The sequence below is a fragment of the Rhodococcus sp. NPDC059969 genome, from assembly GCF_042738325.1.
Lineage (GTDB): Bacteria > Actinomycetota > Actinomycetes > Mycobacteriales > Mycobacteriaceae > Rhodococcus_F.
Genome location: NZ_JBHWUF010000012.1, coordinates 95,265 through 108,406, shown reverse-complemented (window position 1 = coordinate 108,406; position 13,142 = coordinate 95,265). Strand labels below are relative to the sequence as shown.

General features: G+C 63.6%; 13 protein-coding genes. 9 read left to right on the top strand and 4 right to left on the bottom strand.

The window, feature by feature from the left end:
• The first annotated feature begins 43 nt into the window (after positions 1–43).
• From ACFWAD_RS25985 to ACFWAD_RS25955, 7 genes are all read left to right on the top strand, one after another.
• The gene (locus tag ACFWAD_RS25985) at positions 44–514 is read left to right on the top strand and encodes an SRPBCC family protein (RefSeq protein WP_003941500.1); all 471 of its coding nucleotides are present in this window, start codon (positions 44–46) and stop codon (positions 512–514) included.
• A 34-nt stretch (positions 515–548) separates the two neighbouring features.
• Positions 549–1,001, top strand: a complete 453-nt coding sequence (locus ACFWAD_RS25980; protein WP_378549050.1) for a hypothetical protein — start codon at positions 549–551, stop codon at positions 999–1,001.
• Positions 991–2,010: a MerR family transcriptional regulator gene (locus ACFWAD_RS25975; protein WP_378549047.1), complete on the top strand. Its 1,020-nt coding sequence runs from the start codon at positions 991–993 to the stop codon at positions 2,008–2,010. Before ACFWAD_RS25980 ends, ACFWAD_RS25975 begins: the two co-directional genes overlap by 11 nt.
• Positions 2,011–2,082: 72 nt before the next feature.
• A complete protein-coding gene (locus tag ACFWAD_RS25970; protein WP_003941540.1) occupies positions 2,083–2,796 on the top strand; it encodes a phosphatidylserine decarboxylase in 714 nt (237 codons plus the stop codon).
• A 59-nt stretch (positions 2,797–2,855) separates the two neighbouring features.
• The gene (locus ACFWAD_RS25965) at positions 2,856–3,686 is read left to right on the top strand and encodes a phosphatidylcholine/phosphatidylserine synthase (protein WP_029254795.1); all 831 of its coding nucleotides are present in this window, start codon (positions 2,856–2,858) and stop codon (positions 3,684–3,686) included.
• A 21-nt stretch (positions 3,687–3,707) separates the two neighbouring features.
• Complete coding sequence (locus ACFWAD_RS25960; protein ID WP_378549044.1) at positions 3,708–5,885, top strand: AAA family ATPase; 2,178 nt, start codon at positions 3,708–3,710, stop codon at positions 5,883–5,885.
• 9 nt (positions 5,886–5,894) lie between these two features.
• A complete protein-coding gene (locus ACFWAD_RS25955; protein ID WP_378549041.1) occupies positions 5,895–7,517 on the top strand; it encodes an amidohydrolase in 1,623 nt (540 codons plus the stop codon).
• Between the two features lie 89 nt (positions 7,518–7,606).
• On the opposite strand, the gene ACFWAD_RS25950 is transcribed toward ACFWAD_RS25955, so the two are convergent.
• On the bottom strand, positions 7,607–7,759 hold the full coding sequence (locus tag ACFWAD_RS25950) for an aminoglycoside phosphotransferase (RefSeq protein WP_378549038.1): 153 nt from the start codon (positions 7,757–7,759) through the stop codon (positions 7,607–7,609).
• Positions 7,760–7,957: 198 nt separating this feature from the next.
• On the opposite strand from ACFWAD_RS25950, the gene ACFWAD_RS25945 reads away from it, so the two are divergent.
• On the top strand, positions 7,958–9,196 hold the full coding sequence (locus tag ACFWAD_RS25945; RefSeq protein ID WP_378549035.1) for a DUF222 domain-containing protein: 1,239 nt from the start codon (positions 7,958–7,960) through the stop codon (positions 9,194–9,196).
• Between the two features lie 88 nt (positions 9,197–9,284).
• Here the strand turns inward: ACFWAD_RS25945 and ACFWAD_RS25940 are convergent, their stop codons facing one another.
• From ACFWAD_RS25940 to ACFWAD_RS25930, 3 genes are read right to left on the bottom strand one after another with little or no spacing between them, the layout of a single operon-like run.
• On the bottom strand, positions 9,285–10,304 hold the full coding sequence (locus ACFWAD_RS25940; RefSeq protein WP_378549032.1) for a DUF2804 domain-containing protein: 1,020 nt from the start codon (positions 10,302–10,304) through the stop codon (positions 9,285–9,287).
• A gap of 2 nt (positions 10,305–10,306) precedes the next feature.
• Positions 10,307–11,059 (bottom strand): isocitrate lyase/phosphoenolpyruvate mutase family protein, encoded by a 753-nt coding sequence (locus ACFWAD_RS25935; protein WP_283307555.1) that lies wholly within the window; start codon positions 11,057–11,059, stop codon positions 10,307–10,309.
• Between the two features lie 47 nt (positions 11,060–11,106).
• Positions 11,107–12,375, bottom strand: a complete 1,269-nt coding sequence (locus tag ACFWAD_RS25930; RefSeq protein WP_003945041.1) for a cytochrome P450 — start codon at positions 12,373–12,375, stop codon at positions 11,107–11,109.
• Positions 12,376–12,503: 128 nt separating this feature from the next.
• Between ACFWAD_RS25930 and ACFWAD_RS25925 the strand changes: the two genes are divergently transcribed.
• Entirely contained in the window at positions 12,504–13,139 is a 636-nt protein-coding gene (locus ACFWAD_RS25925) for a TetR/AcrR family transcriptional regulator (protein WP_378549027.1), read from the top strand.
• The last annotated feature ends 3 nt before the right edge of the window (positions 13,140–13,142 follow it).

Here is a 13,142-nt window from a genome sequence, read left to right as displayed (position 1 = left end):
AGTGTTTGTAACTTTACGTAGCATCAACTCGACTGGAGAGACTGTGTCCAACACGCTCGAAGCAAGCATCGACATCGACGCATCACCGCAGGACGTGTGGGCAATCGTCGCCGACCTGCAGCGCATGGGCGAATGGAGCCCCCAGTGCAAGGTGATGAAGGTAATCGGCGGGACCGTGCGTGAGGGTGCCAAGACGATCAACGTCAACCGCAAGGGCCTGCTGGTCTGGCCGACGTCGTCGAAGGTCGTTCGCTTTGAGCCCAACAAGTCGGTGGCGTTCCGCATCGCGGAGAACCGCACGATCTGGTCCTACGAACTCGAGCCGACCGCTACGGGCACCAAGGTGACCGAGCGTCGCGAGGCTCCCACCGGAACGTCGAAGGTCTCGCAGTTCCTCGTCAAGACCGTCCTGGGCGGAAACGCCGACTTCGAGGTCGAACTCGTCGAAGGCATGAACGCCACCTTGAAGCGTGTGAAGAGCGAAGCCGAGGCGGCTGCACGCACCTCCGCTTGACCCTCGACCAGGTCGAGGCATCAGGATCCGTTCCATGGATCCCGTGATGACACAGATAGCGCAGGCACAAGAATTGGCGAGCTCCGGCGATCGAGCCGGGGCTCGCTCTGCGTTCGAGAAGGTGTGGGAAGAGATCAGCGCCGCCCCAGACGCGCTCCACATCGTCTCCCTCGCGCACTACATGGCCGACGTTCAAGACGATCCCGCTCTGGAGCTCTGCTGGGACCTGCGCGCCCTCGACGCTGCCGATTCGTTGACCGAGGCGCGAGCTCAGGAACACCATGCGTCACTGCAGGTTGCCGGTTTCTATCCGTCCCTGCACCTCAACCTGGCTGCCGACTACCGCAAACTCGGACGCGACGCCGAGGCCGTCGAGCATCTGACGAAGGCCGAGGCGTCGGTCGGCGCCCTCGCCGACGACGGCTACGGCCGGATGATCAGGGGCGGTATCGAGCGACTGCGGGCAGAATTGATCCGTGACCACTAGTTCCGCCCTCCTGACGATCGGTGAGGTGTCCCGGGCGTCGGCGCTCCCGATCAGCGCGCTGCGGTTCTACGACAAGGAAGGCGTGCTCGTCCCGCATTCCGTCGATCCGCACACCGGTTACCGCTGGTACACCGACGACCAGCTCCGCAACGCCCGCGTGATCGCCGGTATGCGACGCGTCGGTGTTCCGATCCGCGACATGATGGCCGTCCTGACCGGACCGGAACCTCATTCGTGCCTGAACGCCCATCTGCGCAATCTCGAGGACGGCCTCGCCGACGCCCGCGCCGAACTCGAGAGAATCCACCGCCTGATCGACTCGCTACCTGCCTCCGGCGGCGTGGAGATCGACTCCTGGGATCTACGACGCGCACTCGACGCCGTGATGTTCGCCGTGAACGAGGAATCGGAGTTCCCGATACTTCGCGGCGTCCACCTCGACATTCACGACGGCGTCGCTGCGTTTGTCACCACTGATCAGTTCCGGCTCGCGGTCGCCGAGGTGAAAGTTCACTCCGCTCTGGCAGTGTCCGCCGTCGTTCCCGTGGCCTTCGCGCGATTGTTACGCGATGTCGCCGGCGTCGTGACGCTGACTTTCTCCGCGCGCACGGTGACTGCGTCGTATCCGGGTGGCGCGGTGTCCAGCCCGCTGATCGAGGACGGCGAGTTCCCCGATCACCGAATCCTGCGCGAGCACCACAACGCTGTCGAACTGAGCGGCGACCAACTTGCCGCCCTGCTCAACGGCCCCGGACACGGAGCCGTCGTCAGCATCGGCGAAGACGGTGGTGCCCGGGTGGATCCGGGTGGAATGGATCCCCGTGAGAGGTTCCGCGTACTGGTCGACCGGCAGCGACTGCGCGACGCCGCCGCAGCCCAACCGGGGCGGCAACTGGTGATCCGAGTAAGCGGTGCGACGCTCCCGCTGGCGATACGCACCGGCGACTGTGTCGGGTACTACTCGTACTTGATGCCACTACAGCCTGTAGGAGAGAAGGCGTTCACGTAATCTATGGATGCTCTACCACCCCGTACTGTCAGTGCGACCAGCAGAAGACCTACCGAGTAGTTAGAGGAGCCTGTGGCACGCCGACCCACACCCCCCGGAACCCCGCAACCCACCGGGATCGGACATATCGTCGATCTGGTTCGCCATGCGATTCCGCCACTTCATCCCGCCGGCCTGCCGTTCGTGCTGGCCCCGCTGGGAGTTGCAGCTCTGGGCCGCAACCGTAAGTGGGTGCGCCGAGCCGGTCTGACCACCGCCGCCGCATGCGCCACGTTCTTCCGTCACCCGCACCGGGTGCCGCCCAACCGCATCGGCGTCGTCGTCGCACCCGCCGACGGCGAGGTGGCGCTGGTCGACAACGCCGTTCCGCCCGCCGAGCTCAATCTCGGAAGCGAGCCGCGCCCGCGCGTCAGCATCTTCCTCTCGGTTCTCGACGTGCATGTCCAGCGCAGCCCTGTCGGTGGAACGGTCAAAGAGGTCGTTCACCAGGCAGGCAAGTTCCTCTCCGCAGATCTCGCCGACGCCAGCGAGGTCAACGAGCGCAACAGCATGCTGATCGAAACCGCCGATGGTCACGACGTTGCGGTTGTCCAGATCGCGGGACTGCTCGCGCGCCGCATCGTCTGCTACGCCGGTGTCGGTGACGTCCTGCCGATCGGCGACACGTACGGACTGATCCGTTTCGGCTCACGCGTCGACACGTACTTCCCCGCCGGAACCACACTCCTGGTCGAGCCGGGACAACGCACGATCGGTGCTGAAACAGTTATCGCGCAACTGCCGTGAAGACGCCGAAGATGAAGTCAGCCGTGAAGAAGCCGGGAGCAGCCCAACCCGGCGCGAAGATGCCCAAACGCACCCAGGCGGTGCGGTTGCTGCCGTCCGTCATCACCATCCTGGCGCTGTGCGCCGGGCTGTCCGCCGTCAAATTCGCTCTCGACGGACAACCCGGTACCTCGCTCGCGATGATCGGCGCCGCTGCCGTCCTCGATTCACTCGACGGCCGCATCGCGCGACTGCTCGACGCCACCAGCAAGATCGGCGCCGAACTCGACTCACTGGCCGACTCCATCTCCTTCGGCGTCGCCCCGGCCCTGGTCCTGTACGTGACCTTGCTGGACGGCACCAGCATCGGCTGGATCATCGCGTTGATCTACGCGGTCAGCATCGTGTTGCGACTCGCACGTTTCAACACTCTGCTCGACGACGACGACGTCCCCGCGTACGCACGTGAGTACTTCGTCGGCGTTCCGGCTCCGGCCGGCGCACTCATCGCCCTCACTCCCCTGGCCGCGACGGCTCAGTGGGGTGACGGCTGGTGGTCTTCGCACTTCGTCGTCATCGTGTGGACGCTCTTCTCGGCTGCACTGATCGTCAGCCGCATCCCGACGCTGGCGATGAAGTCGGTATCCGTGCCGCCGCACATGGCGGCCGGCCTGCTCGTCCTGGTGACGTTGGCTGCAGCCGCACTCATCACCTACCCGTACATCCTGCTGATCGTTCTCATCGCGATCTACCTGGTGCACATCCCGTTTGCCGTGCACTCGAAGCGGTGGGTGGCAGCACGTCCCGAAACCTGGGACATCAAGCCTTCCGAACGCCGCGCGATCCGACGCCAACCCAACGTCGGTGGCCGCCGCTCGGCCGCTCGTCTCGGATTGCGGCGACCCCGCTAGTCCACGACGTACTCTCGAGAGGTGACTTCGCCGGAACTCGCCCTCACCGTTCGACTCAACACCTCTGCCGCCGACCTACGCCGCGGGGTCGTGCGCTTGCACCCCGAAGCGTTGGCGGCGTTAGGCATCCGCGAATGGGATGCCATCGCACTCATGGGAGCCCGCGGCACCGCGACCGTCGCGGGCCGTGCGCCCACCGGAACCCCGGCAGGCACGATCCTTCTCGACGACGTCACCATGTCGAACGTCGGCTTGACCGAGAACTCTTCCGTCGTGGTCGGTCCGGTGACGGTGTACGGAGCGCGATCCGTCTCCGTCACCGGCTCGTCCATGGCGACAAATTCGATCAGCTCGACGGTTCTGCGACAAGCCCTTCTGGGCAAGGTCGTCAGCGTCGGCGACACGGTCTCGCTCCTCCCCCGCGATCTCGGTCCGGGTACGAGCACTTCCGAAGCCACCCAAGCGCTTTCCCGTACCTTCGGCGTCGCGTGGACATCCGAACTGCTCACCGTCACGGCCGTCGAACCTGCCGGTGGTCCGGTCAGCGTCCAGCCGAATTCGGCAGTCAACTGGGATTCCGGCTCGGCGGGCACACTGACACCGAGTGCGCTTGTTTCCAGTCCGGCCGCCGTCGCGATCGAGCCTGCACCGTCGGTTCCGCTGGATCACCTCGTCGGCGCGCAAGCGCAGGCAGCCAAGCTGACCGAGTGGCTCGGCCTGGCACTCGACGAACCAGAACTGCTCCGTACGCTCGGCGCCTCCCCGCACCTCGGCGTCCTCATCACGGGCCCCGCCGGCGTGGGCAAAGCCACGTTGGCCCGCTCGGTCCTGTCCTCGCGCAAACTTGTCGAACTCGACGGCCCGGGAGTCGGTGCCACCGAGGCGAATACCCGCCTGCAGCGAATCGTCGACGCCGTTGCTGCCGTGCGCGGCGGTGGTGTACTGCTGATCAGTGACATCGACGCTCTGCTTCCGGCCACCGCGGAACCGGTATCCGCACTGATCCTCGAACAACTGCGCAGCGCCGTCGCAACCCCGGGCGTGGCATTCGTCGCGACCTCCGCCCATCCGGAGACCGTCGAGGCGCGCCTTCGCGGCCAGGATCTCTGCGATCGAGAACTCGCACTTACCCTGCCGGACGGCGCAACCCGCAAGGCGTTGCTCGAACTCCTGCTCCGCCGAGTGCCCACCGGAACCCTCGAACTCGACGCCATCGCCTCGCGCGCACCCGGATTCGTGGTCGCCGACCTCGCGGCGCTCTGCCGCGAAGCTGCTTTGCGAGCGGCGACGCGGGCGTCCAAATCCGGTGATTCTCCGGAGATCACGCAGGAAGATCTTGTCGGTGCCCTCGAAGTGATTCGGCCACTGTCCCGTTCGAGTACCGAAGAACTCTCGATCGGCAGCGTCACACTCGACGACGTCGGCGACATGGTCGAAACCAAACAGGCGCTCACCGAAGCAGTTCTGTGGCCGCTGCAGCACCCAGACTCCTTCGCGCGTCTCGGTGTCGACCCGCCCCGAGGTGTGCTCCTCTACGGCCCTCCCGGCTGCGGTAAGACGTATCTCGTTCGCGCCCTTGCCAGCTCAGGTCACCTCAGCGTTCATGCCGTCAAAGGTGCGGAGCTGATGGACAAGTGGGTCGGCGCCTCCGAAAAGGCCGTAAGAGAGTTGTTCCAGCGCGCACGCGATTCGGCGCCCTCGTTGATCTTCCTCGACGAGATCGACGCCCTTGCCCCGCGTCGTGGTCAAAGTTCCGATTCCGGGGTGTCGGATCGCGTCGTGGCCGCGTTGCTGACCGAACTCGACGGCGTCGAGCCGCTACGCGACGTCGTGGTGTTGGGTGCCACCAACCGACCGGATCTGATCGACCCGGCTCTCCTGCGCCCCGGCAGACTCGAACGACTCGTATTCGTACCGCCGCCGGATGCGGAGGCTCGCAAAGCGATTCTGCGTGCTTCCGGAAAGTCGGTACCGCTCGCCGAAGATGTCGATTTGGACATTCTGGCCGTCGATCTCGAGGGATACTCGGCAGCAGACTGCTCGGCTCTCCTGCGTGAGGCTGCACTCGCCGCCATGCGTCGGAGCATGGACGCGGCCGACGTGACGGCCGCGGACGTGGCAACCGCCCGTGAGAAGGTACGTCCCTCACTCGATCCCGAGCAGGTGGCACACCTACAGGCGTACGCGGACAACCGATAAGGACTGACCATGGCTGCTGATCTGGTTCTGTACGGCGACATCGTGACCATGCACGAGGAAGCACCACGCGCCCAGGCGCTCGCCGTGACGGGCGGCCGGATCACGGCCGTCGGCGCGCGCACGGACGTCGAGAAACTGGTGGGGCCGGATACCCGCGTTGTTGACGTCGGAGGCGCCGCTGTTCTGCCGGGGTTCATCGAGCCGCACGGTCACCCTTTGGAAGAAGCGATCGTGCTCGGGCCTGACGTCGTCGACATCCGGCCCGTCACGATCGCCGAGGCAGATGCCGTGGTTGCGGCCGTCGTCGACACAGTTCGTTCGCGGGGTGCTGCAGGCGCTTCTCTGAATGGCTGGGACCCGTTGCTGCAGAAGGGCCTACCCGACCCGACCATCGCATGGCTGGACTCCGTCGCACCGGAGTACCCGCTCGTGATCATGCACAACTCGGGCCACGTCGCGTATTTCAACACGGCGGCAGCAGTGCAGGCCGGCATCACCCGCGATACCCCCGATCCGATCGGCGGATCGTACGGCCACGACCCGACGGGCGCACTCGACGGATCCGCGTACGAAATGCCTGCCGTGTTTGCAGTCGCAGGCCACGCAGTCACCATCGGCGACGACTTCCCCGCATTGGTGGCGGCCGAATGCGCCCGGCTGAACGCCGCCGGAATCACCACCATCGCCGAATTGTCGTTCGACCCCAAGATGCGGCCCGCCCTGGCCGCGATAGCCGACGCCGGACTGCTCACCACCCGCTTGCGGCTCTACGAAATGTCCAACGAAGCACGCACTACCGAGGCATCGCCGGGCGACGGAAACGACCTGGTGCGCCAGATCGGGATCAAGGTCTGGTCCGACGGTTCGCCGTGGGTCGGCAACATCGCCACCAGTTTCCCGTACCTCGATACCGAGGCAACCCGCGCACTCGGGATCGCCTGCACGCACGGGCACGCCAACTACACCGGCGAACAGATCCACGACATCAGTTCCGCTTACTTCGCCAAGGGGTGGCAGATGGCCTGCCACGCCCACGGCGACGACGCGATCACCATGGTTCTCGATGCGTGGGAGCAACTTCTGAAAGAGCACCCCCGGCCCGATCACCGGCTGCGTCTCGAACACGTCGGCGCGATGCGTCCGGATCAGTTCGTCCGCGCAGCGGAACTGGGTGTCACGGTCAGCATCTTCATCGACCACCTGCACTACTGGGGTGACGTTCTGGTGGATGACCTGTTCGGCCCCGAATACGGATCCGTTTGGGCCGCAGCAGGATCTGCACTCGCGGCCGGACAACAGTTCACCTTCCACAACGACGGACCCGTCACCCCTGCCAATCCGCTACGGAACATGCAGGATGCCGTCACCAGACTTTCACCCAGCGGCCGCGTCGTGGCGCCCCAGGAGCGGATCCCCGTGGACGCCGCCGTGCGCGCCCATACGGTCAACGCCGCTTGGCAGCTGTTCAGCGAGGATCACATCGGGTCCATCTTTCCCGGTGCCTACGCAGATTTAGTTGTGCTGTCGGCAAATCCCCTCGATGTCGAGCCGGCCGAGCTGGCCGACATCACGGTGCTCGCCACCGTCCTGGAGGGTCGGACGGTGTACGGGGACCTGAGCGCGATCGGCTGATCGGTCGCCGAACGCCGTGGACAAGACTGTTGCCCTCCCTGCTCGAGTTCCAAGGATCGTTGCGAGAACGGAAACGGCGCTGAGTGGTCTCAGAGTTCAGTGTGGACGTCGTCAACGACCTGGGCAATCGCATGTTTCGCCCAGGCCGTGATCTGCTCGTTCGTGTCGCGGTAGTACGGCAAGGCAACCAATGCAATCGACAGAGCCCATGCGCGGCCACGCGTCCAAGTGTCCTCGTCCACGTCAACACGAAGCCGGAATGCATGCCGAGCGCTCGGCGTCAGCAGAGTCCATGCGATGAGGCAGTCGACAATGCCTGCCGCAAATCGAATGAAGATCCGAAAAGTCCCAAGAATCGGAATTGTCGAAAATTATTGCATAGGAACAGTTTTCGAAATGCAAGTCTTGTGTTCGAAACTTTGTTCGATTAAACTTTGGGTATGGACAGTCGGGAAGCGTGGCAGCTGGATGGCGAGGGCCTCAAGAGTGAGGTTCTGGATCTGGTGCGTGTCCGGCACGAGTTGCAGTCGCGGATGGTGTTGTTGATCGTGGAAATGTTTTCCCGGGAGACTGTGGTCGGGAAGGGTTTTCGGGCGATTGCGCAGTGGTTGCATGGTTCGACGAATTTGGAGATCGGTGAGTGCAGTCTGTTGGTCAGTCTGGCGCGGTTGTTGTTGCTCGAACCTGTCGTGGCGGATGCTTTTCACCGGGGTGATGTGGATGCGTTGAAGGCTCGTCAGGTGGCGTCGTTTTGTCAGCATCCGCCGAAGAACATGACGCCGGCGGATGTGGACAAGGCCCGCGGGATCTTGTTGGGGTTGGCGTCGAAGAACATCGCGGATTGTGATTCGGTGCGGGCAGCGATCCGGCGGATCGAGAAGCAGTACGGCAAACGCGAAGACGGCGTCCCTGTGGGTGAGGATTCGGAGCGCAATGAGTTCTACGCGTCGAAAGGCTTGTACGGGCGCGTGTCGGTGAAGGGCGATTTGGATGCCGTGAACGGTGCCCGTCTGATCACTATGTTGTCGAGCCTGTCGGCGCCGACACCGGAGAAAGACGGCGTCAAGGACACTCGCACTCCGGCGCTGCGGCGGGCGGACGGGTTTTGCGAGTTGTTGCGGCGGTACGAGCGGGCGGGGTTGGGTCCGATCGAGGGCGGAGTGAAACCGCACATCACCGTGACTGCGTCGGCGAAAGACATGACGGACCTCAAAGCCTTGAAGGATCTGTTGCCCTCCACGGAGGAGTTGGGGTTCGCGTGGACGGATTGGGTGGGGCCGATCAGCATCGATACCGCACGGATGTTGGCGTGCGATTGCACCGTCACGCGAATTCTGTTGGATGAGAACGGTGTTCCGCTCGACTGCGGCAAGGAAGTAAGAACGGCGACGGTTCCGCAGCGGCACGCGTTGGCGGTGCGTGATGGTGGGTGTGCGTTTCCGGGGTGCGGGACACCATCGGGGTGGTGCGATGCCCATCATATCGTTCACTGGAATGATGGTGGCCCAACGGATCTCGACAATCTGGTCTTGTTGTGTGGCCATCATCATCGGACACTGCACCACACGGAATGGCGGGTGGAGATCGGCCCGGATCGGAAGGCGGTGTTCTACCCGCCGATGTCGATCGATCCGTTCCAGCATCCGATCGGCGGGAACAGTCCACCGACAGCGGCGTGAACCGCGACAATTGAAATCACGAGCACCGGGGCACCTCCATGCCTCGGTGCTCGTGCTGCGTTCCGACATCTTCGCGGAGACGTACGGCTTACCAGCGGTTCCGAACCTCCTCGGCAAATCCGAGGAGATCTCGAACCACCAGAGGCGAACCGTCATCGAGGATCACTGTGCCGGTGAACTTTCCGAACACCTGATGCTGAATCGAACGCAACACCCCGACATCGAAAGTCGCGGCACGGTCGATAATCGGCTCGAAAGTCATCTCGAAGCGACCATCGTTGCTCGAGAAGGTCCACGGGGCGCCGTCGTACGTTCCCTGCGGGATATCGAAGTCGATCCTGTCCAGTTTGTGCGCCCGCCCGCCGACAAACACGATGTTCTCACTGGCCGCCGTAGTGTCCCCGAAGCCGTAACCGATGTTGAATCCGAACCGCTCGCCGCTCACCAGTCCGGATGCAGAACCCCAGTACCAGGTGTTGTCGTAAGTCCAGACTCCCCTGCCCCAATCGAGAACGCCGAACGAGTCTTCCGAGTGAAATGAGAAGTCGTCGCTCCCGATTCGCACGGCCCCGGCAGCGGGAAGGCAGTTGATCTTCTGGTTGTAATAGAACGATCGGGGCGCCTTCGGAAACGGCGTGGCGATCACCATCCGGTCATCGGCAGGACTCGCCAGAAACAGATCGGCATGTAGACCTCGTCCACCGTCGAAAGCCGGAAAGTCGACGATCAGGTGTCGCCCGCCGTCTACATGGCGAAACTCGAACCGAGCGTTACCTTTCGACACCACCACATCACCGTCGTCCGCACTTTCGGGCAGACCGAGCCTTCCCAACGGGAACGGCAGCATCACGTTTTCGGTGATCTCGTGCGGCGTTCGGAAATCGAGCCAGGAGATCCCGAGCAAGCCCATGTACCCGTTGTCGGCGACGGTCAGCGCGATGCCGTAATCCGCCGTGAGAGCGCAGTAGTAATCCCACTCCTTGATTCGGAACTTCGGGGCGGTGATCGCAGAGCGTCGATACTTGCGAATCTCCGATGAGGCCCAACCCGTCTCGACCAGATGTCCGCGATCGTCGAGCAGCGGGCCGGGCGACATCAGTGTCTGCATTCTTACTTCCAGCGTCCCAAGATCTCGTTTGCGCGGTTGGCCAAGGCCATCTGGAAGAACGGACCGAAGCTCACCCGCGCCACTCCGAGCGGACCGAAACTTGCCGGGTCGTCCTGATCCGGGATTCCGATCGCATTGATCGGAAGTGGGAGTTCGGACGTCAAGCGGCGCTGGGTCTCGTCGTCGTGACGCCCGACGGGGTAGAGAACGTCGGCACCGGCATCGGCTGCCAACTTGAGGCGTGCAATGGCGCGATCGACGCGATCGGACTCGTCACCGACCTGCTTCACGAACAGGTCGGTACGTGCGTTGACGACAACGTGAACTCCGGCGGCGTCGGCGGCCTGGCGAAGCCCACCCACGAAGTCGGCGTGCTCTTGCGCCTCTCGCAAGCGTCCGCCTTCACTGTGAACGGTGTCCTCGATGTTGAGTCCGACAGCGCCGGCATCGATCAGCCCGTCGATGAGAACTGCCGGCTCGAGCCCGTAGCCACCCTCGATGTCCACCGAGATCGGGGCGTCGACCGCACCGGTGATCTGCTTGATCCGGTGCAGAAGTTCGTCGAAGGTAATGCCTTCGTTGTCCGGCTTGCCGATGGAATCGGAAACCGGGTGGCTGCCCACCGTCAGGGCTGCAAAACCTGCAGCCACCGCAAGATTCGCCGACCACGCGTCCCAGACTGTCGGGAGAATGACCGGGTTGCCTGGCTGGTGCAACGCCAGTAGAGCTGTTGCCTTGTCGTTGATCGAAGTCATGCGGTGGCTCCTCGAGATCGTGGGGTGGTACCTCTCACCTACCGACTCTAGTGAGCGACGGGGCAGCCTGTGCTCTTGTAATCGACCTGGAACTCCTTGATGCCGTTGATCCAACCCGAGCGCAGACGGCGCGGATCACCGATCTTGGTGATGTCCGGGACGTTGTCGGCAATCGCGTTGAACATCAAGTCGATCTCCATGCGAGCGAGGTTGGCACCGATGCAGAAGTGCGCGCCCGTTCCGCCGAAGCCCAAGTGCGGATTGGGGTTACGAGTGATGTCGAACGTCATCGGGTTCTCGAAGACGTCCTCGTCGAAGTTCGCGGAGCTGTACAGCATCACCACGCGCTGCCCCTTCTTGATCGACACTCCTGCCAATTCCGTGTCCTCGAGCGCGGTGCGCTGGAAGGCGGTGACGGGTGTCGCCCAACGGACGATCTCGTCGGCCGTCGTCTTGGGACGTTCTTTCTTGTACAGCTCCCACTGCTCGGGGTTGTCCAGGAACGCGATCATTCCGTGCGTGATGGCGTTGCGGGTGGTCTCGTTCCCCGCCACCGCCAGGATCAACACGAAGAACCCGAACTCCTCCGGGCTCAAAGAGTCGCCGTCGATATCCGCCTGGACCAGTGTGGTGACGATGTCGTCTGCCGGGCAGGTACGACGCGCGTCTGCCATTTGGTACGCGTATCCGAGGACTTCGGTGGACGCGACTGCCGGATCACCCTGGTATTCCGGGTCGTCGTAGCCCATCATCTCGTTGGACCACTTGAACAGCTTGTCTCGATCGTCCTGCGGCACTCCGATCAGATCCGCGATCGCCTGGAGCGGCAGCTCGCTGGCAACCTGCTTCACGAAGTCGCCCGGGCCCTCGCTCACAGCGGTGTCGACGATGCTCCGCGCACGACGATCCAACTCGTCGCGCATGCCGTTGATAGCGCGAGGCGTGAACAGCTTCGAAATCAGCTTGCGGAGCTTGGTGTGCTCCGGCGCATCCTTGTTGAGCAGAAGATGGCGGAGCATCTCGACGGCCTCGCGGGGCATGTCGTCGGCGAAACGCGCGATCGCGGTGTTCTCCCAGCTCGAGAACACATCGCTGCGCTGGCTGACCTCTTTGACGTCAGCGTGACGCGAGACCACCCAGTAGCCCTCGTCCTGGAATCCGCCGACCGTCGGCGGCTGCTCACACCACCACACGGGTGCGTTGCGACGCAGTTCGGCGAACTCCTCGAAAGGGATCCTCTCCCCGAGGACAGCAGGATCGGTGACGTCGAATCCGGCCGGCAGGTCAGGCGTGCGTGTTGTATCCGAGATGGTCATGGCGTCCTCTGATCGGTCGAATGTGCGCTACACCACAGAGTAGCTTTCACTAACGGCCTGTCAAGTGAAAGACGGGGAGTCTCGTGCAACCGTCCCGCAAGAGCCCCCGCGGCACTAGGATCCCGGTAATGACAGATACCTCCGGCAGACTGACGCTGCGAGAGAAGCAGAAGCAGCGAACCCGCGCAGACCTCGTGGACGCAGCCGGTGCGCTCTTCACCGAACGCGGATACGCGGCTGTCACCGTGGAAGACATCGCGGGACGGGTCGGCTGCAGCCGAGCCACCTTCTACCTGCACTTTCCCGGAAAGATCGACATTCTCAAGGCCCTCGGCTCGAACACTGTCGTATCCAGCACCCTCGCCATATTCCAGGATCTCGACCATGTACTCGATTCCGGTTCGCGCGAAGAATTCGCCGGCTGGATCGCACGCGCTCTCGACTGGTGCCGCGATCACCACCACATGATGCGGGCGTGGGACGAGGCCATGGTCCTTGAACCAGAGTTCCGCACACTGGCCCGCGAAGGCATCTCCGCACTGCCCAACGCGATGCCGTCGTACCTGGCCCGGTGGCCGCAGGACCGGCATGACGAAGCAAAACTCCGAGTAGAGCTCCTGCTCACACAAATCGAGCGTTTCTTCATTCGCTGGGCCGAGCAGGGCGCAATCACCGCGGGTGCGGACGTCGCGGCAGACGTTCTCACCGACATCTGGTTTCCGGCACTCACGCCGCCCACTACCGAAGTCGCGGCGCCGCGATAGGTT